Genomic DNA, 24,672 nt, shown 5'->3' on the forward strand with positions numbered 1-24,672 from the left:
CAAACGGGATTCGTTTGCTTTCGTATCTGCCACATGTGGAAAGAAAAAGCGAATTGGTGTCTCGCTTAACCCGGGCAGTTTGGCTAACATGATTGAAATTAGGCTTATTTAATCAAGCCTGCCATAAAAAGACGACGTTAAGAACCAAGTGGGACAGGTGCAGACGGACAGCCGCTACGGGCAGCCGTGACTGAGGCGAGAGAGTGAACGAAAACGTGTTTCGGGTGAGGTTATGGGGAGTGCGCGGCAGTCTCCCGGTCTCGGGAGCCGAATTTCAACACTATGGGGGCAACACCATCTGCATCGAAATGCAATGCGGACCACATAGATTGCTGTTCGATGCCGGCTCCGGGCTGATGCCGGCCGGCCAGGCGCTCACGGCCGCCGGCGTTGCCGATTTCAATCTGTTCTTCACCCACTGTCACTACGACCATATCATCGGCCTGCCTTATCTGCCCGCACTGTTCGATCCGCATGCGTCGGTGACGCTGTGGTCGGGACATCTGGCCGGGCGCATGTCGACCCGCCAGATGATCGGTGAATTCATGCGGCCGCCCTGGTTTCCGGTTGAACCTGACATCTGCCGCGCCGCCATCAATTGCCGCGATTTCCGCTCCGGCGACGTGCTGGCTCCCTATGAGGACGTGGCGATCAAGACCGGCAGTCTCAACCACCCCGGTGGTGCAATCGGCTACCGGGTGGAATGGGGAGGCCGCGCGGTGGCGCTCGTCACGGATACGGAGCATCGGCCAGGAACGCTCGATCCGGCCGTGCTCGATCTCATCGACGGCGCCGATCTCTTCCTTTACGACTGCATGTATACCGACGAGGAGATGCCGCGCCATGTCGGCTACGGCCATTCCTCATGGCAGCAGGCCATCCGCCTCGCCAAGGCCGCCCGCGCCAAAAGGGTTGCCTTCATCCACCACTCACCGCTGCGCACCGACCGCGAGCTCGACGCCATCCAGCGGCTCGCCGTGCAGGAATTCAAGGGTGCCTTCATGGCACGTGACGGCCAGACGATCGATCTGTGAACAAGTCGGGCGTCAGGGCCTGACAGGCCGGTCCTATTGATCTCGCAGAATATGCGTGACCCGGCACCAGCGGCAGCCAGGGTGGCGCGCGGTGCTCTCGAAAAGAGCCTTCAGGAAATCCCAGACGGCCTCGTCATGAACGAGATGATGGGTCAAAAGCCCGAGCGACCCAGCGTGGTCGAACATATGCCCGAGACGCGCGACGATCTCCGCAGCAAGCGTCATCCGATCGCGTCCGCCGCGCGTGCCGTGCCAGTCCATGACATCGACATGCGTATTCACCACCGGCAGGGCGGACGGCTTTTCCGGACCGTAGACCGACAGCCCCTCAAAGCCGAGGCCGGCAAGCTGCGGCACGAGCGCGGCATCGATCCGGTTCCACGGCGGCACAAGGATCGCGACGAAACGGTTCGGGTGCAGGTCGGCTAGATGATTAAACCCCCGTTGCAACTCGCCGAGCACGTCCGAAGCCGGGCGATGGCGGCCGAGCTCCTGCTTCTTTTCGTCGGCGCCCGCATGGTTCACATGCGACCAGCCGTGCACGGCAACAGCGCACAACGGCTCACGTTCCAGTCGGCGCGCGAGCCCATCACCGGTATGGGCCGGGATGACGGCGAGGGTCAGCGGTACGGAAAATGCCCCGGCGATCTCGAGCAGCCGCTCGAGCGGCTCGCTCGGCTCGACCGCATCATCGTCCCGCAGCCAGAAGCGCGCGACCTTGCCGGCCTGCTGCCACCGGTCCAGTTCCTCGGTGATGATCCTGGCAAAATCGTCCATTTCATTCCGCCCGCTTGCGATGCTGATCAAGGATAGCGCCCAACCGCACGGCGGCCCGATCGAGCGAGCGCTCCTCGCCGGCAAAAATCCGTGCCGCTGCGGCAAGCGCGCTGCGCTCTCCATCCCGCATCAGCAGCCGTTCGATCGCTTTCGCATAGGCGCCGATATCGCCCGGCCGCGTCAGCAGGCCGGTATGTCCGTGCGCCACGACTTCCGGCACCCCGGCGGTCTCCTGTGCCACCACCGGCAGGCCCGCCGCCTGCGCTTCGAGATAGGCGAGACCATAGGCCTCCCCGCAGCCGGGCCAGACATAGAGCGCGCTCTTCGACAGGAGATCGGCGATCTCGCCAGCCGTCTTCTGTCCGTGCCAGACAACGCGTCCTTCGTCGAAGCCGGCAAAAAGCGCCCTCACCTCGTCCGCACGCGGCCCATCACCAACGATGGACAGTTGCCAGGGCAGATGAGCCAGTCGCGCAAGGGCATCCGCGAGCATGACATAGCTCTGCATCTTGTCGCCGGAGCGCATCATCGCCACGCAGATCATCTGTCCGGGCTGAGGCGCAGGTTGCCTGTCGCGCAGCAGGCCCGAATCGATGAAGGGCGGCAACAGGGCGAGCCGCACATCCGGAGCGACTGCCGCAAGCCCATCGCGGTCGCGTCCCGTCAGGCAAATGTTTACCGAAGCGAGCTTCACCGCCTCCAGCACATTCTCCTGCATTTTCGCCCACAGGCCGGTGTTGCGTCGCGCGGAATAGGACGCTTCCGCCGTGACATAATCCAGGCCGAAATCGCGGGCGAGCGCCGGACCGATCAGATCGGGCGCCTTGTAGTAGGGGTGGTAACAGAACCAGGCGTCCGGCGGGCCGCCTTCTCGCCAGCGCGCCGAAAGTCGCCCCCTCTCCGCTTCCGCCGCAGCTGCCAAAGCCCCGACCGCCGCGCTCGATGCCTCGGGCATGAAGGCGCGCAGTTCCGAAACGATCTCCACCTGATGCCCCGCGCGCTCCAGCGCCGCCATCAGAAGACGCGCCATCAGCCGGTCGCCGGAGGGAACCGGATGGTTGGGCGATTTCAGCGGGCAATAGAAGGCGATCTTCATCAGAAGGCGGTTTAGAGCATGATGCCGAAAAGTGTAAGCGGTTTTCGGCATCATCGCGCTCCTGTGCATGCACCAGAACGGCCGACGCGGGGAATTCGCCGCAGCTCTACCTCCCGAACGCCAGTTCGGTTTCGGCATCGAAGAGATGCAGCGCATCGTCGTCCAAGGCGAAAGCCTGCGTGGTACCGACTGCCAGCTTTGTGCGCGGCGGCAGGCAGGCGGTGATCCGCTGCCCGCTGACGCGGCCGGTGACCACCAGTTCCGGCCCTGTCAGTTCGACAACCTCGACCGCGACCTTCAGCACAGACTGCCCGTCGCCTTCCCTGATCAGCCGCAGCGCTTCCGGGCGAATGCCGATCTTGACGCGCCTGCCGGGAGCGACGGCATCTTTGAAACGGACAGGCAGCGCCATGTGGCGGTCCGACCCGTCAAGCCGGAGGCCCTCGCCCGTCACCACGCCATCCAGGACGTTCATCGGCGGTGAGCCGACGAAACCGGCCACGTAGAGCGTGGCGGGATGGTCGTACACTTCCTCCGGCGTTCCCAACTGCTCGATCCGGCCATTGCGCATCACCGCAATCCGGGTTGCCAGCGTCATCGCCTCGATCTGGTCATGGGTGACATAGACGATCGTCGTGCCCAGCATCTGGTGCAATCGCTTCAGCTCCGTGCGCATCTCCATGCGCAGCTTGGCGTCGAGATTGGACAGCGGTTCGTCGAAGAGAAAGACCTGCGGCTTGCGGACCAGCGCCCGGCCGATCGCGACGCGCTGGCGCTGACCGCCGGAAAGCTGGCCGGGCTTGCGATCCAGCAGGTTCTCGATCTGCAGCAGCCTTGCCGTATCCAGAACGGCCTTTTCCCGCTCGGCAGTTGGAACGCCGCGCATTTCCAGGCCAAAACCGATGTTGCGGCGAACGGACAGGTTCGGATAGAGCGCATAGGACTGGAAGACCATCGCGATGTCGCGATCCTTGGGATGCACGCCCAGAACGGACCGCCCGCCGATCCTGACATCGCCGCCGGATGCCTCGGCAAGCCCGGCAATGATGTTGAGAAGGGTCGACTTGCCGCAGCCGGATGACCCGAGAAGCACCAGGAACTCGCCGCTCTCGAGCGAGATGTCGATGCCCTTGAGCGTTTCGATCGCGCCGTAGGTCTTGCGGATGTTGTCGATCTCGAGCGCGCTCATGACGCGGCCCCCGCGGACGCGGCAGAGAGCGGGCCGCCATAGCTGCGGGGAAGCGTGGAAATGGCGCGCGAGGCGACGCGGGTGCCGGCCGCCAGGCAATCGGAGAGCGGCAGGCCATCCGCCAGCGCGGCGAGGAATGCCGCATTGAAGACATCGCCGGCGCCGATCGTGTCGACGACCTGGACACTGGGGGCCGCGACGGAAGCGAACGTGCCGTCGGCATCGATGGCGATCGCGCCTTCGGCACCGCGCTTGACAACGACGATCGCCCCCTCCGGCATATGGCGCTTGATCTCTCGCGAAGCCTCGACCGCCTCGGAGAGGGTGGAAAGCGTGGTCGCTTCCACCTCGTTCAGGAGCGCGCAGCCGCAGCGGGAAAGCCAGTCGCGCGTAGCCTGCCTGTTTGCCTCGGTCCAGCCGTCGAGCGGCCAGCCTGTATCAAGAGCGAGCGTAATGCCATGGCTGTCGGCCCAGTCGAACAGGGCAGGATAATCGCCGGTCAGATCGTCGGTGAGGAAGGAACCGCAGAGCAGCGCATAGCCGCCCGAAAGCCGCGAGCCATCGAGAGCGGCCAGCACGTCCGCGAGCGAAAGGCGCGGCAGGTGGCCGCGCGTGGTGAAGAAGGTCCGCTCGCCGTCGGGGTGGGTGATGCCGACGGAAAGCGTCGTGCCCTCCGGCCGGATCGGCCATCTTTCGGCCCGGCGGCCAAAGGATTCGCGCAGCCAGCGGCCGAACTCGTCGGTGCCGGTATTGGCGGCGATGTCGAAATCCACCCCGAGCGCCTCCCAGGCAAGCGCCGAGTTGCCGGCCGCACCGCCGACCCGCAGTTCGTCGTGCTCGACGATGATCTCTGTCCCGGCCTTTGGCCAAGGCTCGGCGGGGCCCAGGATAAGATCGACATTGACATTTCCGATGACGGCGAGCGGACGCATGTCATTCACTCCGGGTGATCTTGGTCGAGCGCACCGGCGTCCCGGCATTTTCGACGCGTGCGGCGGCAAAGGCGATCATGAAGCGCTGGGCGACCGGCAGCATCGCGAGGATAGCGGCAAGACCGTCCGCCGGCGCAAAGCTCAGTGTCGTCGCGCCCTTGACCGGCGGCATGCCGGAGCAATCGAAGACCACGACCGGCGCACCGGTTTCAACCGCGGAAACCGCCATGGCAGTGACGAGATCGAGGGTGGCATCCTGGCCTCGAAACAGGACAACGCCGACCTCGGCGCCAAGCATCTCCATCGGCCCATGCCGAAGCTGTCCTCCCTCTAGCGAGAAACACGGGCGGCGGGAGAGCTCGGTCAACCCTAGCGCCAGTGCCTCCGCCAGCCCCTGCAGCCGCCGGCCCGATGTCACGACGACCGAGACCTCGCCGAAAGCAGAAAGTGCCGGCTCGATATCGACCTCGGCCGGTGCCTTGAGCGCGGCCAGTGCAGGCCCGGGATCAGTGCCGAGAGCCGCAAGGACAGCAAGATGCAAGGCAAAACTCACCGTCAGGCTTCGCGTCGCGGCAAAGGCCAGCTCGGTGCCGCCGGCGCCGACCAAAGACGGAGCCGACCGCGCAAGAAAGGATGTGCCCTCCAGGGTCAGTCCGAACGTATCCCGGGTGCCGCCGGTCTCCGCAAACCAGCGCAGCACCTCAGCACTTTCTCCGGATTGCGAGGTGATGAGCACCGTTCGTTCCTCGATCGGCAGCGGCATGCCGAGCTGTTCGGAAAGGGTGACCGCGATCGCCTCGATGCCCAAGCCGCGATACAGCGGCTCGACGGCGCGGTTGACGGCGTGCGAGCCGCCCATGCCGAGCAGCAGCAAACGGCCTGTCCTCCTGATCGAGGCAGCGACGGTTTTCGCCTGTTCGGCATTGTCCTCGTAGGAGGCGATGGCATCGGCACTTTGCCGCGCCATTTCGCGATCGATAGCCTGTAGCCCTGCCGGGCGATTGCCGATAGAAGTCATCGCTACCCCTTGACGCCACCGCTGGTGAGCCCGGAGATCAGGGCTCGTTGCATCACAAGGCCGATCGCCACGGGCGGCAGGGCGGCAAGCACGCCCGCAGTTGCGATCAGTCCATAATCGGAAACACGGCCACCGGCGAGATCGGCGATGGCGACAGTGAGCGTCTTGGCCCGCAGGTCGGAGGTGAACAGCAACGCGTAGAAGAATTCGTCCCAGGCGAGCAGGAAGGCAAACAGCGCCGAAGTGGCCATCACCGGCGCGGCAAGCGGCAGGGTGATGATACGCAACGTGGCAAACAGCCCGGCGCCATCCATCATCGCCGCCGCCTCGATCTCTCTCGGGATCGCATCGAAACCGGACTTCAACAGCCAGGTGGTGAAGGGCGCGAGGATGGTGAGATAGACCAGCGCCAGCCCGAACACGTTGTTGAGCAGGCCAAGATGCGACAGCCCGAAATAGAGCGGCACCGCCAGCGCCACGGGCGGCAGCATGTAGGTGGCGATCACCATATAGAGCGACCAGCCGACGGCAGGCGTGCGTGACACCGCCCAGGCGGCCGGAACGGCAAGCGCCAGCGCGGCGATCGTCGCCATGCCGGCGACGACGATGCTGTTGATGAGAGAGGCGACGAAGGCGGCACCGGCGCTGTTTTCGATGCTGGAGAGCAATACGCCGTACCGCGAAAAATCGACAGCCTGCGGCCACCAGCGCAATGGTTTTGCTGTGAGATCGGCGGCCGGCGATATGCTCATGACAAACAGCCAGACGAGCGGCGCGAGGATGACGGCGGCAAGCAGCAGCGCGCAGGCATGGATGAACAGGGAAAACGGCACACTCTTGCGCTCCATCAGGCGTTGCTCCCGGCGGTCTTGCGCACAAGCGCGGCATAGGCTGCAGCCAGCACCGCCACCAGCAAGGTGACGATCAGGGCCAGCGACGCCCCGGACCCGGCGCGCTGGAAGGAGAACGCCTCCTGATAGACGAGGATCGACAGGGTGCGCGTGCTGTTGGCAGGCCCGCCGCGGGTCATCACCCAGATGATGTCGAACACCTTGAACGCCTCGATGGTGCGAAGCACCAGCGCCACCATCAGCGGTCCAGCCAGGTAAGGCAGGATGACAAAGCGGAAGCGGGCAAAGGGACCCGCGCCGTCGACCAGCGAAGCGGCGGTGATGTCGCGCGGCACGGCCTGCAGCGCGGCAAGCGCGATCAATGCCACCAGCGGAAAATTCTTCCAGCAGTCGGCGACGATCAGCGAGGCGAGCGCCGTTGCGGGTTCGCCGAGCCAGGAGCGGTAGGCATCGAGCAGACCGATCTGCGTCAGCGCCGCGTTAAGCGCGCCATATTCCGGATTGTAGATCAGCCGCCACAGCGTCGCATTGACGACCGTTGGCAAGGCCCATGGCAGGATCATCAGCCCGCGCAGCACGGTGCGGCCATAGAATTGCTGATTGAGGAGAAGCGCGGCAAGCACACCGAGAACCATCTCGGCAAAAACGGAAATGATCGCGAATTGCGCCGTGGTGCTCAGGCTGCGCAGGAAATTGGAGCCCGAGATCGTCTTCACGTAGTTGTCGATACCGACAAAATTACCGGCGGTGCCGACGAGCCTGGCATCGGTGAAGGAGAGCCCGACGGTGTCGACGAGCGGCCAGCCGATCACGGCAACCATGACAGCGAGCAGCGGCAGCATCAGAAGCCATGCACGTGTGGTCATCGAGGTCCCGGACATTGGGGCGGCTTTTCCTGAAATCATCTGACGCAAGGGGCCGGGCGGCAGGGAGGGCGCCGCCCGGAGATGGCGAATGCGAGCGAAGGGGCGGACCCCTGCGCTTTTAGAGACCGCTGTTTTCGGCGGCGGTCTTCAGCGCATCCTCCGGACTGGTCTGGCCGAGCAGCGCTTCCTGGATGGCCTGCTGCAGGGCTGTCGAGAGCTCCTGATATTTCGGTGTCGTCGGCCGCGGATACATGGCCGCGAGCCCCAGCTTGGCAGCCGCGATCAGTTCTTCCTGGCCCTTGGTTACCGCCGGATCCTCGTATGACGATGCCCAGATCGGCAGGCTGAGCTTGGCGTACTGGTTCTGCACCTCCTGCGAGGTCATGAAGGTGATGTACTTCCACGCTTCGTCCGGATGCTTGCTGGTCGAGGTGATGCCGAGCCCCATCGATCCGTTCACGGCCGAAACCTCGCTCTTGCCGGCGACGCCCGGTGCCGGCACGACGCCGACCTTGCCGGCAACCTTGCTGTCCTTGCCTGCATTGGCCAGGTTGTACATGTAGGTCCAGTTCAGCGCGAAAGCGGCTTCACCGTTTTCGAAGACCTTGCGCACGTCTTCCTCGAGGAACTCCTTCGAGTTCGGATTGGAGATGCCGGAGGTATAGCTGGACACCATGTATTTCAGCGCATCGAGACCGCCACCCGTGTGGAATGCCGGCTTGCCGCCATCGAGGAACTTGCCGCCATAAGCACTGACCAGCGTCGTGTAGTCGCAGATCGCCGCTTCCGCCTGCGACCAGCTCCAGGTGATCGGCGTCGCAAGCAGGCCCTTGTCCTTGATGATCTTCGCCTGTTCGGCAAGCTCGTCCCAGGTCTTCGGGGGCGCCTTGATGCCGGCCTTCTCGAGGATTTCCTTGTTGTAGAACAGGTATTTCGTATCGAGGATCCACGGCATGCCGTAATAGGCGCCGTCATACTGGACGGTCGTCCAGGCGCCGGGCAGCACGCCCTTCTTCATGTCGTCGGTGATGCGCGAGGAGACGTCGACCAGGACCTTGTTGGTCGCGTATTCGGCAGGCCAGATCACGTCGAACAAGACGACGTCGTAGCCGCCGCCGGAGCCCTGCGCCAGCACGGTCTTGTCGTGCAGGCCCTCATAGGGCACGAATTCGAGATTGACCTTGACGTCGGGATTGGCCTTGGTGAAGGCCTCCGTCATGGCGCGGACATCCGCCTCGCTATAGGCCGCCTGCGCCATGAACAACGCGTTGAGCGTGGTTTCGGCATAGGCGTCGGTTACGAGGAATGCGCCGATCAGTGTGGCGCCGATGAGCGCGTTGCGCTTTGATTTCAACATGTCTTGCCTCCAGTGATTGACAACCATCGTTTCGCCGGCGCGCGACTGCGCGCATCGCTCCGGAATGCTGCCTTTCGGGCGGCATCCGGCATGTCTTGTCGAAGTGTTGCACGGCCCTGGGAGTGTTCCCGCAAGCCGTTTGGTTCCCATGAGAGCTCTGCGGCTCTCTTAATTAAGTCAATTGATTTGACTTATTTCTTGTTCAATATTCTAGTAGTGTCAAGAGGAATTTGCGAGTGAATGAGATGCGGGTGATACGAGGCAAGAGCGGCACCAACCAGGAGGGAACGAGCGCCCATAATCGCCGCGTCATGATCGACGCGCTGCGGCTGAACGGCAAACTATCCCGCGCCGACCTCGCGCGCGCGTCCGGCCTCACCAAGCAGACGGTCTCCAACATCATCGACGATCTCGAGCAGGACGGGCTGGTCGTGTCGCTGGCGGCCGTGCGCAACGGCCGCGGCCAGCCCTCGACGCCTTACCGGCTGGTTCCGGAAGGTGCCTTCGCAATCGGCCTGCAGATTGACCGCCACGTTACCCGGGTTATCGCGGTCAACCTCGTCGGCACCGTGCTGGTACGCGCCGAGGCCAACCTGCCACCGGGGGGCCCTGCGAAAGGCGTCAGAGTAATCCTCGATCTCATCCGGCAGGTGAGGATAGAACTCGCCGGTGTCGCGGAACATTCAGAGGAGCGCCTCGTCGGCCTCTGTGTCGCCATGCCCGGACCATTCGGCCTTGCCCCCGACAATGACGATCAATGGATGATGGCGGCATGGCAGAGTTTTCCGCTGCTTGAAACGCTCGCCGCCGGCACTGGGCTGGAAGTCGCCCTGCAGAACGACGCGGCCGCCTGCGCCACCGCCGAGCGCATGGTCGGCGCCGCTCACGGCGTCGACCACGCCATCTGCCTCTATCTCGGCTACGGCATCGGCGCCGGCCTCATCCTCAACGGCGAGCTCTATGCCGGCGGCAACGGCAATGCCGGCGAAATCGGCATGGCGCTTCTGCCGCCCAGCGCCGGACGCCCGGAACGATCACCGCTCGAACATCGCGCATCGCTTGCCTCGCTCTACCAGCATCTGAATGCCGATCCGGCCGATCCGAAACTTCATGACCGGTTGAATACATTGGTCAGCAATGCCGATCCGGCGGTCGCCTCGTGGATCGACGCCGCTGCCGAGGAATTACGCTGGGGGGTGCAACTGATCGAGACGATCTTCGATCCGCAGACCGTCATCCTGTGCTCCAGCGCACCGGAAGCACTGACACGGCGGATTTTCGACGCCATCCATCCACTGCTGCCATCCATCGCGGACCGCCGCGGTCGCGCCCTGCCGCGCCTGCAACTCGGCATGACCGATCCCTGGTCGGTCGCGCTCGGCGCCGCCGCCGAACCGATCAGCCGCGCCTTCGACCCGCGCTTTTCGGCGATTCTGAAGACGCGGGCGAGCGCCGGCGGCTGGTAGTTCCGGGTGCTGGAAAGGCAACCGGGCGACCAGTGCCTTAGCTGGTTTCCGGACGGCCGGTCAGGCAGCCCGAAAAGCCATGACGAAGCAGCCGAGTGCACCCATGGAGGAGAGCGTCCGCACATGGTTCCACCTCACCCACTCGACGAGATAGGTCGATGACCACAGCCGGGCCGCCTCCTCGCTTTGCGGCAGCAGCGCTTCCAGCTTATTGTTCATCGGCACATTGAAGACCATAGTCACCACAATCGTGCCGACCAGGAAAAGAAGCCCCCCAGCGAGCATATAAAGCCGTGCCGGGCCGCCGGTGAAGACCGCGACGGCGACAAGGACGAGCGCCAGCACCGCCGTTCCGAGGAACGCCAGCAAGAACAACGGATTGAGGATGACGACATTGATCGACTGCATGGCGGCGACGCCCTGCTCGGCCGGCAGACGGCCAAGCGCGCCCATGATGCAGACGGAGAAGATGAAGAACAGGCCTGCATTGAGGCCGGCGCCGATGGCCGCCGCGAAAATCAGAATAGAAAAAACGCCGGCCATCACGTCAGGTCCTCCCGGATATCGGTTGCAGCCGGCTTCCCGGCAATCATTTCCGCCGCCTTTTCCGCAATCATGACAACGGGCGAGTTGGTGTTGCCCCGAGACGATCGCCGGCATGATCGATGCGTCCACCATCCGCAGCCTTACAATCCCCCATCGCGTCGGCGATTTTCTGACAGAGACCGTATCGCGGCGCGGAAGGCCGCTCAAGCGCAAGTTCAATCGCCGCCGCCTTTTACGCGCAAAAGACGTGGGCGCTTGCCGGGTCGAACGCAAGCGAGGCTCTATCTCCCTGGCCAGGCCGGCGGTTGCCTCTTATCCGAATGCCAGGCGCACCTGCCGCGCATATCGAGGAAGCAGCCCGAATTGCGCAAAGCCTCGTGGACTGGTCGACCGGCCTAAGATTTGACCGCGCCAACCTTCGCTCATCATTTCGAACACAGCAACTTCGGCCAATCTAAGCGATTGACTTATCAGGACTGAGGCATAACTGTTGCTGAGCGCAACTGCTTTCGCCGGCAACGGTGACGAGTGGTGCGCTCCGGCCACGGCGGCACGTCACGATCCGCGGGTCGGTGTTTCGGGCAACCTGGAGGAGGATTGCAATGCGAAACCGAATTCTGATGATAGGGCTATCCCTGGCCGTACTCTGTCCGCCCGGCGCCCTCGCCCAGGAAGGCGATGCCGAGGCGGGCGCCGCCGTCTTCAAGAAATGCGCAACCTGCCACGTCGTCGATAGCGACAAGAACAAGGTCGGCCCCTCGCTGAAGGGCCTGTTCGGCAGGAAGGCCGGAACACACCCGGATTTCAGCTACTCGTCGGGGATGAAGGCGGCCGGCGAAGGCGGACTGGTCTGGGACGAAACATCGCTGCGCGACTACCTGCACAATCCAAAGGCGAAAGTAAAAGGAACGAAAATGGCTTTCGCCGGGGTGAAGAAGGACGACGAAATCACCAACCTGATCGCCTATCTCAAGCAATTCCCCTGACAACAAACATGCGCGCGCACTCTTTAGGCGTATGCACACTGCTAATTGCCTGAAATTGTTGTTCGTGCGATACTGATTTTGCAATATTTCTACAGGTTACGCATTCATGTCCGCAGCCGTCCGAGGCAGGGAGGGGACAGGAAATGGCTGTAGTGCTTATTCTCGTTATCGTGGCAGTTGGATCCGTGGTGTTCCATCTGTTCAGCCCCTGGTGGTGGACGCCGATTGCGTCTAACTGGAACTACATCGACAATACCATCATCATCACGTTCTGGATCACCGGCTTCGTCTTCGTCGCGGTGGTGCTGTTCGTCGCCTATTGCGTCTTTCGCTTCCGCCACCGCCCGGGAAACCGCGCCGCCTACGAACCGGAAAACAAGAAGCTGGAAGTATGGCTCGCCTCGGTGACAAGCATCGGCGTCGCCGCCATGCTGGCGCCTGGGCTTTTCGTCTGGCACCAGTTCGTCACCGTGCCCGCTGGAACCACCGAGGTCGAGGTCGTCGGCCAGCAGTGGCTCTGGAGCTTCCGGCTGCCCGGCGCCGACGGCAAGCTCGGCACCTCCAACACCCGCGCCATCGGCGACGGCAATGCGCTCGGGGTAAACCCCGATGACGCAAACGGCCGCGACGACCTCATCGTCGAGGGCGGCGAATTGCACCTGCCGGTCGGCAAGCCCGTCAAGATGCTGCTGCGCTCGGTCGATGTGCTGCATGATTTCTACGTCCCCGAATTCCGGGCGAAGATGGATATGATCCCGGGCATGGAGACCTATTTCTGGTTCACGCCCACCCGAACCGGGACGTTCGAAGTCCTGTGTGCCGAACTCTGCGGCACCGGTCACCCGCAGATGCGCGGCACCGTCGTGGTCGACAACGAGGCCGACTATCAAACGTGGCTGCAGGAACAGCAGACGTTCACAGAGCTTCTCGCAGCAAGACAGGAACAGACGACGATTGCATCCAGCACGTCCTCCTCGAAGTAGAAGGCGCGCCAAAGACGAACCGGGAGGGAAATGATGGTCGATATCAGGTCCGACGCAAGCCAAGCCATCCCGCCGGCTGAAGTGGAGGATGCCGAGCTTTATCATCCGAAGAGCTGGTGGACCAAATATGTGTTCAGCCAGGACGCCAAGATCATCGCCATCCAGTATTCGATGACCGCGACCGCCATAGGCATGGTGGCGCTGGTGCTCTCCTGGCTGATGCGCCTGCAACTCGGCTTTCCCGGCACGTTCGATTTCATCGACGCCGATCACTATTACCAGTTCATCACCATGCACGGCATGATCATGGTGATCTATCTCCTGACCGCGCTGTTTCTCGGCGGTTTCGGCAATTATCTCATCCCCTTGATGGTCGGCGCCCGCGATATGGTGTTTCCCTACGCCAACATGCTGAGCTACTGGCTCTATCTGCTCGCCGTCCTTGTCCTTGCCGCCGGCTTCTTTGCCCCCGGCGGACCGACGGGCGCCGGCTGGACGCTCTATCCGCCGCAGGCCATCCTTTCGGGCACGCCGGGTGGCAAGGATTGGGGCATCCTGCTGATGCTGTTTTCCCTCATCCTGTTCATCATCGGCTTCACCATGGGGGGTCTGAACTATGTCGTCACCGTGCTGCAGGGCCGCGCCCGCGGCATGACGCTGATGCGGATGCCGCTCACCATCTGGGGCATCTTCACGGCGACGATCATGGCACTGCTCGCCTTCCCCGCCCTGTTCGTCGCCGCGGTCATGATGCTATTCGACCGGCTTCTCGGCACCAGTTTCTTCATGCCGGCCATCGTCGAGATGGGCGAGCAGCTGCAACAGGGCGGCGGCAGTCCGATCCTCTTCCAGCACCTGTTCTGGTTCTTCGGCCATCCCGAAGTCTACATCGTCGCCCTTCCCGCCTTCGGCATCGTGTCCGATCTGATCAGCACCCATGCAAGAAAGAACATCTTCGGTTACCGCATGATGGTCTGGGCGATCGTCATCATCGGCGCGCTCTCCTTCATCGTCTGGGCGCACCACATGTATGTCAGCGGCATGAACCCGAAATTCGGCTTCTTCTTCGCCACCACGACGCTGATCATCGCGGTTCCGACCGCGATCAAGGTCTATAACTGGGTGCTGACCCTCTGGCGCGGCGACATCCACCTGTCGCTGCCGATGCTGTTTGCACTTGCCTTCATCGTCACCTTCGTCAATGGCGGGCTGACCGGTCTGTTCCTCGGCAATGTCGTCGTCGACGTGCCCCTGTCCGACACGATGTTCGTCGTTGCGCATTTCCACATGGTCATGGGCGTCGCACCGATCCTCGTCATTTTCGGCGCGATCTATCACTGGTATCCGAAGGTTACCGGACGGATGCTGAACGAGGCGATGGGCCAGATCCATTTCTGGGTCACGTTCCTCGGCGCCTACCTGATCTTCTTCCCGATGCACTATCTCGGCCTGCTGGGCATCCCGCGCCGCTATCATGAACTGGGCGAAACGGCCTTCATTCCGGAATCGGCCCACACGCTGAACGCGTTCATATCCGTGATGGCGCTCACCGTCGGCGCCGCCCAGATCCTGTTTCTGTTCAACCTCGTCTGGAGCCTGAAGAAAGGCAGAGAAGCCGGCGGCAATCCCTGGCGGGCGACAACGCTCGAGTGGCAGACGCCGCAGACCCCGCCCGCCCATGGCAACTGGGGCAAGGAACTGCCCGTCGTCTATCGCTGGGCCTATGACTACAGCGTCCCGGGTGCTGCCGAAGACTTCATCCCGCAGAACCAGCCGGGGCTTGGCCGCCCGACGCGAGAGGCGGCATCATGAGCGTCATGCTGCTCTTCCTCGCCGCCATCGCCGCCATCATCATCTGGTGGATCGCCCAGCAGCGGCTGACCTCCAGGCCATGGCTGGAAGTGGGCCACCTCGGACAGCCGGGAGGCGGCGAACGGTCGCCGGTCCCGGCGGTAAAAGTCGGCCTCTATGTGTTTCTCGCCGTCGTCGGCGCCCTCTTCAGCCTCTTCATCAGCGCCTATCTGATGCGGGTCGGAACGCCCGACTGGTGGTCGACGCCCATTCCCCGCCTGCTCTGGCTGAACACCGCGATCCTGATCGTCAGCAGTGCGGCGATGCAATGGGCGAAAACGGAAGCAGAGCGCGGCCGTGACGACCCCATGCGCACCGCCTTGCTGGCCGCGCTGGCAACCGCGATCCTCTTTCTGACCGGGCAAGTCTTCGCCTGGCGGGAACTGACTGAGGCAGGCTATGTGCTCGCCGACAATCCCGCCAACAGCTTCTTCTACGTGATCACGGGAATGCACGGTCTCCACATTCTCGGCGGCCTCGTGGCGCTTGGCCGGACGACGGTGAAAGCCTGGAGCGCCCCCGTTTCCCGGAGGCTGCGGCTGAGCGTCGATCTCTGTGCCGTCTACTGGCACTTCATGCTCGCCGTCTGGCTGATCCTGTTTGCACTCTTCGCTGGCTGGGCAAATGATTTCGCCGATCTTTGCCGGGAATTGCTCACATAAGGAGTGGTGACGATGGCGCAGTCCGTACCGACGCATACCGGCGAAACTGATGAGCGCCCGCACGGCCTGCGGGGAGTCGTGGCAGACTTTTCCTCCGACCAGCGTGCGTTCAAGAACGTGTCCTGGGGCAAGGCCATGATGTGGATCTTCCTGCTCAGCGACACCTTCATCTTCGGCTGCTTCCTGCTCGCCTACATGACCGCCCGCATGTCGACACCCGTGCCCTGGCCGAACCCCAGCGAAGTCTTCGCGCTGACGATCGGCGGCCAGGAAATTCCGTTGATCCTGATTGCCATCATGACCTTCATTCTGATCTCGAGCAGCGGCACGATGGCGATGGCCGTCAATTTCGGCTATCGCCGCGATCGGCGCACGACGGCTGCCCTGATGCTGCTCACAGCCGTACTTGGGGCATCCTTCGTCGGGATGCAGGCCTTCGAATGGTCGAAGCTGATCGCAGAGGGCGTTCGCCCCTGGGAAAACCCCTGGGGTGCTGCCCAATTTGGCTCGTCCTTCTTCATGATCACCGGGTTTCACGGCACCCATGTCTCGTTTGGCGTGCTGTTTCTGCTGATAATCGCGCGCAAGGTCTGGCGCGGTGATTTCGACACGGAAAGGCGAGGCTTTTTCACCAGCCGAAAGGGCAATTACGAGATCGTCGAGATCATGGGCCTCTACTGGCACTTCGTCGATCTGGTCTGGGTCTTCATCTTCGCTTTCTTCTATCTGTGGTGAGGTGGTCTGATGGAACAAGTTGCAGCGCATGCCCAAGCGCAGGTGAAGGAGCAGCATCAGCAGCATCCGATCCGGCTCTATCTCGTCGTCTGGGGATTTCTGTTCGTCCTCAGCGCCGGCTCCTATTTCGTCGACTATGTCGGCCTGCAGGGATACCTCAGATGGTTCCTGATCCTGCTTTTCATGATCCTGAAGGCGGGGCTGATCGTCGCCGTGTTCATGCATATGGCCTGGGAGCGGCTGGCACTCGTCTATGCCATCCTGCTGCCGCCGCTCCTGGTCCTCGTCTTCGTCGCCATGATGGTGTCGGAATCCAACTACACGATTTTCACGCGCATGGCCGTCACGGGCGGCGCTCCATAAAGCGGCCCCGGCCACCCGGGAGCAACCGATGCCCATTTCAGCCGAACGGCTCAAGGACCTTCTGCATGTGACGGACACGTCGCCGGGAATTGGCGCGAAGGCCAGTTTTGCTTGCAGATCCGGCTGTTTTTACCGCCACTTTGAGCGCCGCGCAAAGTGCTGTACTGTATGGTCCGGAGCCAACGTCCCGTCGCGCATTTCAACCGGTTGAAGAAGTAGCCGCGGATCATGGAACTTGCCGTTGCCCTTGGCCTGATCGTCTTCAAGGTCGCGTTTCTGATTGCGATCCTGCTGCTGCTGCCCTTGCCGCTGACCTGGCTGGAGCGCAAGGTCGCCGGGCACATGCAGCAGCGGATGGGGCCGATGCGCGTCGGCTGGCACGGGCTGCTGCAGCCGGTGGCGGACGGGATCAAGCTCCTGACCAAGGAAGACCACATCCCGGCCGAAGCCGACCGCTTCCTGTTCAAGCTGGCGCCGATCCTGGCACTCGCCCCGCCTTTCCTGGTGTTCGTCGCCATTCCCTTCGGCGAGAGCATCTCGGTCCTCGGCACCGAGATCACGCTTTACGTCTCCAACATGAATGTGGCGCTCCTTTTCGTTTTCGCGGTGATCGGCATCGAAGTCTACGGCGTGATTTTCGGCGGCTGGGCCGCCAACAGCAAATACGCCGTGCTGGGCAGCCTCAGGACCTGTGCGCAGATGATCAGCTACGAGATCCCGATGGGATTCGCGGTCATCGGCGTGGTGATGCTGGCGCAGTCGATGAGCCTGCTCGACATCGTACGGGCGCAAGCCGATGTCTGGAATGTCGTCTACCAACCGGTCGGCTTCTTCGTGTTCTTCGTTGCCGGGCTCGCCGAGGCGCAGCGCATTCCCTTCGACCTGGCGGAGGCGGAAGGCGATCTGGGAGCCGGGTTCCATACCGAATATAGCGGTATCCGCTTCGCGTTCTTCATGGTCAGCGAATATGCCATCGTGTTGCTGGTGTCGGTCCTGGTGGTGATCCTGTTCTTCGGCGGCTGGAACGGTGTATTGGTCCCCTTGCCACCGCTCCTCTGGTTTGTGCTCAAGGTCGCATTTTTCGTCTATCTGTTTATCTGGTTCCGCTTCACGTTCCCGCGCTACCGTTACGACCAGCTGATGGCGATCGGATGGAAAGTCTTGCTTCCTCTGTCGATGGCGAACATAATTATCACGGGTGTACTTTTAGGAGCGTAGTGGCTCCGTAGCGAGGCGGCGATGTCGCGCGCAAAGGACAGAGTTGGAACATGGATCGGCTGGGGGTTCTTCGCCGATCTGGCGAACGGCTTGGCTTTGACCTTCGGCTACATGTTCTCCAGGCCCGTCACCATGCAGTATCCGGACCAGGAAAAATGGCTGCCCTATCCGCGCTACCGCGGGCATCACTTCCTGAAACGCGACGAAGAGGGCGAGATCAAATGCGTGGCCTGCGAACTCTGCGCGCGGATCTGTCCCTGCGACTGCATCGAGGTCATTCCTTACGAGGATGACAAAGGCAAACGTCACCCGGCAAAATTCGAGATCGACACGGCCCGCTGCCTGTTCTGCGGGCTGTGCGAGGACGCCTGCCCGGCAGACGCGATCGCGCTTGGCCAACAATATGAATTCTCGAGTTTTTCCTCGCGTGACCTGGTGATCGGGCGCGACGATCTGCTCGCCAAGCCTGGCAAGGCGACAACCGGCGGCGGCGTGGTTGCCGCGCGCCTGAATACGAAGAAGGACGTACTCGTCGAGACGAAGGAGACGCAAGGCTACAACTGGTGGCGGAATATCCGCAGAACGTGAACCCGCGCCAGCTGTCAAGCCGAAGCGCTTGAAAGGAGGCTCAGATGTTTGTCGGCGAAATCATGAAGAACAAGGGCGTCGGTGTCATAGCGGTCGCTCCCGATCAGACGATGGTGGAAGTCCTCAGGCTGTTTCGCGACAACAACATCGGCTTCGTCGTCGTCAGCCAGTCGAACAGCGAATATCTGGGTACGCTGTCGGAGCGTGATTGCTGCAATGCGGTGGCAGAATACGGGGCCGAGGCGGCGATGATGCGGGTCGCGGACATCATGAACCGCAGCGTGGCGACCTGTTCGACACGGGATGTGCTGCCCGTCGCGATGGCGATCATGACCCAGCGGCGGACGCGTCACGTGCTGGTAAGGGACGGCGACGACATTGTCGGCGTGGTCAGCATCGGCGACGTGGTCAAACACAGGCTCGACGAAGCGCAGCGCACGGAGCAGGAGCTGCAGGATTACATCTGCGGGACCAGGTATCACTGATGTCGGCAGACGCCTGCAGACACTGGCTCAGGCGAGGCTAGCAGTGCCTCGCCCCTCCAAAACCTTCAGACACCACGCCAGACCCGGCTCGTGCGCTCGACCTCGAGAGTGCGATGCACCCCCTGGACCTCCACCGGGCACGGGTATTCGCCCCGTCGCATCAGGCTGTTGAGACGCAAGGCTCTGTAGTTTTCGGGAACGAACACCAGGCCATTGGGAAATTGCCTGTCTACCTTGAGCTGCGCCGTCAGTTCACCCCCGGCCGAACGCACGACCACCTGATCGCCGTCCGAAAGGCCGAGCCGTGCGGCATCCGGCGCGCTCATCATGACATAGGGGTCGTTGGCGACCGTATTCAGGATGTCCGAGCGCTCGGTCAGATAACCGTTGTGGAACAGGCCATTGCCGGTGATCAGCATGAGCGCGTCCGTTGCTGTCGGGGCAGGCGGCGGCGCGACGAACTCTCCGGTCGGTGACGTCGGCACCGCCGTTGTGAATGTGCCGTCGGCACCAAGCGCGTCCTGCCTCAACCCGCGATAGGCCGGCACCAGCCGGGCAATCTCGTCGAAAATTTCGTTTTGCGTCGATGGCTGCAGCGCCCGGCTGCGGAGCGCTGCAACGAAATCGAAGATCGAAAGGTTGCCGCGCGCCTCGAAGGCGGGTTCGCGGAATTTGCGGACCTTCTGGATGCGGCCCTCATTGTTGGTGAACGTGCCGGATTCTTCGCCATAACCCGACGCGGGCAGGACGATGTCGGCCATGCCCGCCGTATCCGTCAGGAATGTGTCCTGTACGATCAGCAGATCGGCCGCACCAAGCGCCCGCGTCACGAAATCACGGTCGGGATAGGCGATCAGAGGATCGGTTCCGGCGATGTAGAGCGCGCCCATCCGCCCCTCGGCGCAGAGTTCCAGCATTGCGTCGAGACCCACGCCGGGCTCGGACGGAATTTCGGTGCCCCAGGCCGCTGCAAGTGTCGCGCGCGCCACCTCATCGGTAACCGCCTGCAGTCCCGGCAGAGCCCCCGGCAGTACCCCCATGTCCCAGGCGCCCATCTGGTTGGCGCGGTCAAAGAGGAACTGCATCGCCAGACCCTTGCCGAGCAGACGGAGAACTTGCAGCAGGTTGTTGAGCTGCTGCAGCGTCGCGCGCGATCCGGGCGATCTCAGGAGATCGACGCTGACAAGTACGGCGACGCTTCGGCCCTCCCTGAGCGCTGCGGCCACCCGAGCCGGCCCCTCATCGGCGGCTTGCGCCATCGGCCTGATGGTCGCTTCGATGGTCGCGAGGACATCGCCAGGCAAGGCCGGGCCAGCGGCCGCAACAAGGCCGGCCACCATCGAAGCAAGACTCGCCGCTTCTCCGCCCGGCGGCACGCGAACCACCACCCGGGCATCGGCGTCCAGGCGGGATGGCCGCGGCGAAAGCATCAGCAGTCCGGTCTGCCGCCGCCGCGCTGCGTCCCGCAGCAGATATTCGGTGACAGGGTTCTCCTCGGTCACATTACCGCCGACGACGAGCACGCAGTCGTTGCCGATGACGTCGTCCAGCGGTGCGCGGCTGTGGAAGGCTGCCGCGAGCGGGCCGAGCGTATCGAAGGGCACGGACCATCGTGACGAGCAATCGATGTTGTTGGTCCGGAATACCGTCCGCATCAGCTTCTGGAACTGATAGAGCACCTCGTTCGGCAACCGCGCGGAGGCAAGCCCGCCAGCTGCCTTGTTCTCGACGGCCGACATGCGCCGGCGCAGGTACTCCCCCGCCTCATTCCAGGACACCGGAACCAGGGCGCCGTCGCGACGGATCATCGGCCGTTTGATCCGGTCCCGGCTCTCGATAAAATCAAGGCCGAAGCGCCCGCGCACGCAAAGCGTTTCGCGGTTGACCCCGTGTTCCTGCTTGGAGCGGACCCGCATGAACTCGCCCTTGCGCGCCCCGGCCGTGAGCTGGCAGCCGGTGCCGCAATGCGGGCATACCGTATCCGTCTCGGCCAGGTCCCAGGGACGCGCCTTGTAGCGATAGGGAAAGCTCATCAGCGCCCCGACCGGGCAGACTTCGACGCAGTTGCCGCACTGGTCGCAACTGGCGAGGCTGCCCTCGAAGCCGGTGACGGCCGTATCCATGCCTTTTTCCACGGTGCCCAAGGCGACTGCTCCAACCACCTCCTCGCACATCCGCACGCAGCGCTGGCACTGGATGCAGCGGTTGACGTTCATGATGATGACCGGGCTGAGGCGGATGTCGCGGGAGTGGAACACGCGTTTGGGATCTCGGAACTCGCTTCGGCGGGGTCCGTAGGCCATGACCATGTCCTGCAGTTCGCACTCGCCGCCCTTGTCACAGATCGGACAGTCGAGGGGATGGTTGGCAAGCAGCATGTCGAGCATGGAAGACCGCGTTTCGTCGATCAGGGTCGTGTTCGTCCGCACGACCATGCCATCGGTGACCGCGGTCGCGCAGGACGGCTGCAGCCGCCGCAGGCCCTCGATCTCCACCAGGCACATGCGGCACGAAGCCAGCGGCGGCAGCCGCTTCAGATAGCAGAAGGTCGGGATCTCGATGCCCAGATGCCGGGCAGCCTGCAGCACTGTCGAGCCTGGCTCGACTTCCAGCATTTGATCATCGATCGTGACTTTAAGCATGGTTTCCTCACTGCCCCGATCCAGCCTTCAGTGAAACGGGCACCTCCGCTCCTCGATATGGGCCGCGAACTCCTCGCGGAAATGCGCCAGTGCCGCCTGCAACCCCATCGCCGCCCCGTCGCCCAAGGCACAAAAGGTGTTGCCGAAGATGCCCTTGCAGAGCCTGTCCAGCTGCTCCAGGTCGCCGGGCGCACCCTCCCCGGCCTCGATCCGGCGAAGGACCTTCACCACCCAGTTCAATCCTTCCCGGCACGGCGTGCATTTGCCGCAGGACTCATGGTGGAAGAACTCGATGATCCGGGTGGCCACCTTGACCATGCAGGTCGCATCGTCGATCACGATCACCCCGGCCGAGCCGAGCATCGAGCCGGCGGCAGCCAGCGAATCGAAGTCCATCCCCACTTCCAGTCCGTGCTCCGGGATGACAGGCGCCGAAACACCGCCGGGAATCACCGCCTTGATCTTGCGCCCCGGCAGGGCCCCGCCGGCATGCTCCTCCACCAGTTCGCGTAGCGGTATGCCCATCGGCAGCTCGTAGAGGCCGGGTTTGCGCACCTGCCCGCTCAGACAGTAGAGCTTCGGGCCGGGGCTCCTGTCCGGGCCGATGCCGCGGAACCAGTCGGCCCCCCGCGTCACGATATGGGGCACGCAGACCAGCGTCTCGACGTTGTTGATCACGGTCGGGCTGGCATAGAGCCCGGCCACCGCCGGAAACGGTGGTTTCAATCGCGGCTGCGCCCGCTTGCCCTCTAGAGATTCGAGCATCGCGGTTTCCTCGCCGCAGATATAAGCGCCGGCGCCGCGGTGGATGTGAACGGTGAAATTGAAATCCGAGCCCAGGATCCGCGTTCCGAGATAGCCTTTGGCGCTGGCCTCGGCGATCGCCTGCTCCAGGCGGCGAATGGCCGTCACATATTCTCCGCGGATGTAGACATAGGCGGTTTCGGCCCCGATCGCGTAGGCGCTGACCGCCAGTCCCTCAATCAGCTGATGCGGGTCGCGCTCCATGATGATCCGGTCCTTGAAGGTGCCAGGCTCCCCCTCGTCAGCGTTGCAGCAGAGGTATTTCGGCCTGTCGACCCGCTTCGGCACGAAACTCCATTTCATCCCCGTCGGAAATCCGGCACCGCCGCGACCGCGCAGGTTCGATTGCTTGACGAGGTCAATGACCTCATCAGGTGTGTCCTGGCGCAGCACTTTGGCCAGAGCCTGGTAGCCTCCGCCGGCCTCGTAGGCGGAGAGCAGATGGCCGTCTTGGACATCGACGTTTTTGAGGAGAACCGGTTCGAACATGACGCTATTCTCCCGGCGGTGCGGCGGCAGCGGCCGGGTGCCCCGCCTCCGCCCGCAACCTGTCCAGAAGCGCGTCGATCCGCGCGATGTCGAGATCGCCGTGATAGGCATCGCCGACCTGCATCACAGGAGCCATCTCGCAGGCGCCGAGGCATTCGACCGTCGAAAGCGTGAACAGCCGGTCCGGGGTTGTTTCGCCCTTCCTGATCCCGAGGACCTCTTCCAGATGCCTTAGCAGGTCTTCCGATCGACGCAGCATGCAGGACACGTTGTCGCAAAGCTGCAGGTGGAACATCCCCACCGGCTCGGTATGGAAGAGGGTATAGAAGGTCGCCAGTTCATAGACCCAGATCCGCTCGACGCCGAGGATGTCGGCAACCTCCTCCAGCACGGGGCCCGGCAGATAGCCATGTTGCCTCTGCGCGATCAAGAGCGCCGGCATGATCGCCGAGCGCTGGTCTGGGTACCGCGCCGCTGCCTCTTCGATCTTTTCGCGCATGGTCATCGCGTCCAAATCTCCTATTTGTCCACCTCCGCCATCACCGGATCGAGGCTGCCGAGCACGGCGATCATGTCCGCCAGATAGCGGGCATTGGTGACCCCGAAGAGTGCCTGAAGGTTGACGAACGAGGGTGCCCGCACCTTCATGCGGAACGGTTTTGGCGACCCGTCGCTGATGATGTAGAAGCCGAGCTCTCCCTTTGGCGCTTCGATCGCCGAATAGACCTCGCCCTTCGGTACCTTGAAGCCATAGGCCGACAGATCGAAATGCTGGATCAGCGCCTCCATCGAACAGTGCACCCGATCCTTGTCCACCGGGAAGGCGATCGTCGGCATGTCGACCTGGAACGGCCCCTCGGGCATCTGCTCCAGGCATTGCTCGATGATCCGGATGCTCTCGCGCATTTCCTCGACGCGGCACCGCCAGCGCGCGTAGCAGTCGCCCTCGTCGCGGGTGATGACGTTGAAGTCGAGCCGATCGTAGATCTCGTAGGGCTCGTCGCGGCGGATGTCCCAGTCGACGCCCGAGGCACGCAGGTTCGGGCCGCTCAGTCCCAGATCGATGGCGTCCTTTTCGGCGATCACGCCGATCCCCTGCGTGCGCCTCAGGAATACCCGGTTGTCCTCGAGCAGCCGCTCATAGTCGCGGATGCGGTTGGGGAAGATGTCGCAGAACTCCCGGATCTTGGGGAGGAACCCCTCGGGCAGGTCCTCGCGCACCCCGCCGACGCGGCAGAACGAGGTATGCATCCGCGCTCCGGTGACCATCTCCAACAGGTCCATGATCATTTCGCGCTCGCGCATGGCATAGAGCAGCGCGGTCATGGCGCCGAGGTCCATCGGCAGCGCGCCAGTGATCAGGAGATGGCCGGAGATCCGCGCCAGTTCGGCCATCATCACGCGGATATATTGCGCGCGGATCGGCGCCTCGATGCCGAGAAGCTTCTCCACCGCCAGCGCGAAAGCCAGGTTGTTCGACGGCGGACAGACATAGTCGAGCCGGTCGGTCAGCGGGAAGATCTGCGTGTAAGTGAAGCTCTCGGCCAGTTTCTCCGTGCCGCGGTGGAGGTAACCGATATGCGGGTCGACGCGCGTGACATATTCGCCGTCCAGCTCGAGCACGAGCCGCAACACCCCATGTGTACTGGGATGCTGGGGACCAAGGTTGAGAAGCACCTCCTTGGTCCCGGGCGCTTCGCCTTCCGGCCTGCTCAGTTCCGTGACTTCGGTCAT

At 63.1% G+C, this 24,672-nt stretch carries 24 protein-coding genes and 1 pseudogene; 11 read left to right on the plus strand and 14 right to left on the minus strand.

From position 1 onward, the window contains the following. Positions 1 to 203: 203 nt before the first annotated feature. Complete coding sequence (locus JNB71_RS06585) at positions 204 to 1,034, plus strand: MBL fold metallo-hydrolase (protein WP_220370979.1); 831 nt, start codon at positions 204 to 206, stop codon at positions 1,032 to 1,034. 33 nt (positions 1,035 to 1,067) lie between these two features. Here JNB71_RS06585 and JNB71_RS06590 read toward each other — a convergent pair whose 3' ends face one another. From JNB71_RS06590 to JNB71_RS06625, 8 genes are all read right to left on the minus strand, one after another. After that, the gene (locus JNB71_RS06590) at positions 1,068 to 1,811 is read right to left on the minus strand and encodes a polysaccharide deacetylase family protein (protein WP_220370980.1); all 744 of its coding nucleotides are present in this window, start codon (positions 1,809 to 1,811) and stop codon (positions 1,068 to 1,070) included. Position 1,812: 1 nt separating this feature from the next. Next, complete coding sequence (locus JNB71_RS06595) at positions 1,813 to 2,907, minus strand: glycosyltransferase family 4 protein (RefSeq protein ID WP_220371173.1); 1,095 nt, start codon at positions 2,905 to 2,907, stop codon at positions 1,813 to 1,815. Between the two features lie 106 nt (positions 2,908 to 3,013). Further along, positions 3,014 to 4,096 carry an ABC transporter ATP-binding protein gene (locus tag JNB71_RS06600; protein WP_220370981.1) on the minus strand — a complete coding sequence of 361 codons (1,083 nt, stop codon included), beginning with the start codon at positions 4,094 to 4,096 and terminating at the stop codon, positions 3,014 to 3,016. Continuing rightward, positions 4,093 to 5,028 (minus strand): PfkB family carbohydrate kinase, encoded by a 936-nt coding sequence (locus JNB71_RS06605; protein WP_220370982.1) that lies wholly within the window; start codon positions 5,026 to 5,028, stop codon positions 4,093 to 4,095. Before JNB71_RS06605 ends, JNB71_RS06600 begins: the two co-directional genes overlap by 4 nt. Position 5,029: 1 nt before the next feature. Then, positions 5,030 to 6,046 carry an SIS domain-containing protein gene (locus tag JNB71_RS06610; protein WP_220370983.1) on the minus strand — a complete coding sequence of 339 codons (1,017 nt, stop codon included), beginning with the start codon at positions 6,044 to 6,046 and terminating at the stop codon, positions 5,030 to 5,032. 2 nt (positions 6,047 to 6,048) lie between these two features. Then, complete coding sequence (locus JNB71_RS06615; RefSeq protein ID WP_220370984.1) at positions 6,049 to 6,894, minus strand: carbohydrate ABC transporter permease; 846 nt, start codon at positions 6,892 to 6,894, stop codon at positions 6,049 to 6,051. Continuing rightward, a complete protein-coding gene (locus JNB71_RS06620) occupies positions 6,894 to 7,778 on the minus strand; it encodes a carbohydrate ABC transporter permease (protein WP_220370985.1) in 885 nt (294 codons plus the stop codon). Before JNB71_RS06620 ends, JNB71_RS06615 begins: the two co-directional genes overlap by 1 nt. A gap of 103 nt (positions 7,779 to 7,881) precedes the next feature. Continuing rightward, positions 7,882 to 9,120 (minus strand): extracellular solute-binding protein, encoded by a 1,239-nt coding sequence (locus JNB71_RS06625; RefSeq protein ID WP_220370986.1) that lies wholly within the window; start codon positions 9,118 to 9,120, stop codon positions 7,882 to 7,884. 236 nt (positions 9,121 to 9,356) lie between these two features. Between JNB71_RS06625 and JNB71_RS06630 the strand changes: the two genes are divergently transcribed. After that, positions 9,357 to 10,586 (plus strand): ROK family transcriptional regulator, encoded by a 1,230-nt coding sequence (locus JNB71_RS06630; protein WP_220370987.1) that lies wholly within the window; start codon positions 9,357 to 9,359, stop codon positions 10,584 to 10,586. 60 nt (positions 10,587 to 10,646) lie between these two features. Here the strand turns inward: JNB71_RS06630 and JNB71_RS06635 are convergent, their stop codons facing one another. Then, positions 10,647 to 11,129, minus strand: coding sequence for a DUF1772 domain-containing protein (locus JNB71_RS06635; protein ID WP_220370988.1), 483 nt, complete (start codon positions 11,127 to 11,129; stop codon positions 10,647 to 10,649). Then, a pseudogene (locus JNB71_RS24600) lies at positions 11,129 to 11,282 on the minus strand (GMC oxidoreductase); the annotation flags it as partial. The gene JNB71_RS06635 and the pseudogene JNB71_RS24600, both read right to left, overlap by 1 nt. A gap of 452 nt (positions 11,283 to 11,734) precedes the next feature. Here JNB71_RS24600 and JNB71_RS06640 point away from each other — a divergent pair. The 9 genes from JNB71_RS06640 to JNB71_RS06680 all read left to right on the plus strand — a co-directional run bounded on the left by JNB71_RS06640 (position 11,735) and on the right by JNB71_RS06680 (position 19,003). Beyond that, on the plus strand, positions 11,735 to 12,118 hold the full coding sequence (locus JNB71_RS06640; RefSeq protein WP_220370989.1) for a c-type cytochrome: 384 nt from the start codon (positions 11,735 to 11,737) through the stop codon (positions 12,116 to 12,118). Between the two features lie 143 nt (positions 12,119 to 12,261). Further along, positions 12,262 to 13,101, plus strand: a complete 840-nt coding sequence (locus JNB71_RS06645; protein ID WP_220370990.1) for a cytochrome c oxidase subunit II — start codon at positions 12,262 to 12,264, stop codon at positions 13,099 to 13,101. 33 nt (positions 13,102 to 13,134) lie between these two features. Continuing rightward, positions 13,135 to 14,913, plus strand: coding sequence for a cytochrome c oxidase subunit I (ctaD, locus tag JNB71_RS06650; RefSeq protein ID WP_220370991.1), 1,779 nt, complete (start codon positions 13,135 to 13,137; stop codon positions 14,911 to 14,913). After that, positions 14,910 to 15,614 carry a cytochrome c oxidase subunit 3 gene (locus tag JNB71_RS06655; protein ID WP_220370992.1) on the plus strand — a complete coding sequence of 235 codons (705 nt, stop codon included), beginning with the start codon at positions 14,910 to 14,912 and terminating at the stop codon, positions 15,612 to 15,614. Before ctaD ends, JNB71_RS06655 begins: the two co-directional genes overlap by 4 nt. Positions 15,615 to 15,626: 12 nt before the next feature. Then, positions 15,627 to 16,349, plus strand: coding sequence for a heme-copper oxidase subunit III family protein (locus JNB71_RS06660; protein ID WP_220370993.1), 723 nt, complete (start codon positions 15,627 to 15,629; stop codon positions 16,347 to 16,349). Between the two features lie 9 nt (positions 16,350 to 16,358). Then, positions 16,359 to 16,712 carry a cytochrome C oxidase subunit IV family protein gene (locus tag JNB71_RS06665; protein ID WP_220370994.1) on the plus strand — a complete coding sequence of 118 codons (354 nt, stop codon included), beginning with the start codon at positions 16,359 to 16,361 and terminating at the stop codon, positions 16,710 to 16,712. A 228-nt stretch (positions 16,713 to 16,940) separates the two neighbouring features. Further along, positions 16,941 to 17,930 carry an NADH-quinone oxidoreductase subunit NuoH gene (gene nuoH, locus JNB71_RS06670; protein WP_220370995.1) on the plus strand — a complete coding sequence of 330 codons (990 nt, stop codon included), beginning with the start codon at positions 16,941 to 16,943 and terminating at the stop codon, positions 17,928 to 17,930. A 21-nt stretch (positions 17,931 to 17,951) separates the two neighbouring features. Continuing rightward, positions 17,952 to 18,518 (plus strand): NADH-quinone oxidoreductase subunit I, encoded by a 567-nt coding sequence (locus JNB71_RS06675; RefSeq protein WP_220370996.1) that lies wholly within the window; start codon positions 17,952 to 17,954, stop codon positions 18,516 to 18,518. A 44-nt stretch (positions 18,519 to 18,562) separates the two neighbouring features. Beyond that, positions 18,563 to 19,003: a CBS domain-containing protein gene (locus JNB71_RS06680; RefSeq protein WP_220370997.1), complete on the plus strand. Its 441-nt coding sequence runs from the start codon at positions 18,563 to 18,565 to the stop codon at positions 19,001 to 19,003. Positions 19,004 to 19,068: 65 nt separating this feature from the next. Here the strand turns inward: JNB71_RS06680 and nuoG are convergent, their stop codons facing one another. From nuoG to nuoD, 4 genes are read right to left on the minus strand one after another with little or no spacing between them, the layout of a single operon-like run. Then, on the minus strand, positions 19,069 to 21,645 hold the full coding sequence (gene nuoG / locus JNB71_RS06685) for an NADH-quinone oxidoreductase subunit NuoG (RefSeq protein ID WP_220370998.1): 2,577 nt from the start codon (positions 21,643 to 21,645) through the stop codon (positions 19,069 to 19,071). A 27-nt stretch (positions 21,646 to 21,672) separates the two neighbouring features. Then, positions 21,673 to 22,938 carry an NADH-quinone oxidoreductase subunit NuoF gene (nuoF, locus tag JNB71_RS06690; protein ID WP_220370999.1) on the minus strand — a complete coding sequence of 422 codons (1,266 nt, stop codon included), beginning with the start codon at positions 22,936 to 22,938 and terminating at the stop codon, positions 21,673 to 21,675. Positions 22,939 to 22,942: 4 nt separating this feature from the next. After that, the gene (gene nuoE / locus JNB71_RS06695; RefSeq protein WP_220371000.1) at positions 22,943 to 23,443 is read right to left on the minus strand and encodes an NADH-quinone oxidoreductase subunit NuoE; all 501 of its coding nucleotides are present in this window, start codon (positions 23,441 to 23,443) and stop codon (positions 22,943 to 22,945) included. Positions 23,444 to 23,457: 14 nt separating this feature from the next. Continuing rightward, positions 23,458 to 24,672, minus strand: coding sequence for an NADH dehydrogenase (quinone) subunit D (gene nuoD / locus JNB71_RS06700; protein ID WP_220371001.1), 1,215 nt, complete (start codon positions 24,670 to 24,672; stop codon positions 23,458 to 23,460).

Origin of the sequence: Rhizobium herbae, assembly GCF_019511375.1 — a bacterium.
GTDB lineage: Bacteria > Pseudomonadota > Alphaproteobacteria > Rhizobiales > Rhizobiaceae > Pararhizobium > Pararhizobium herbae_A.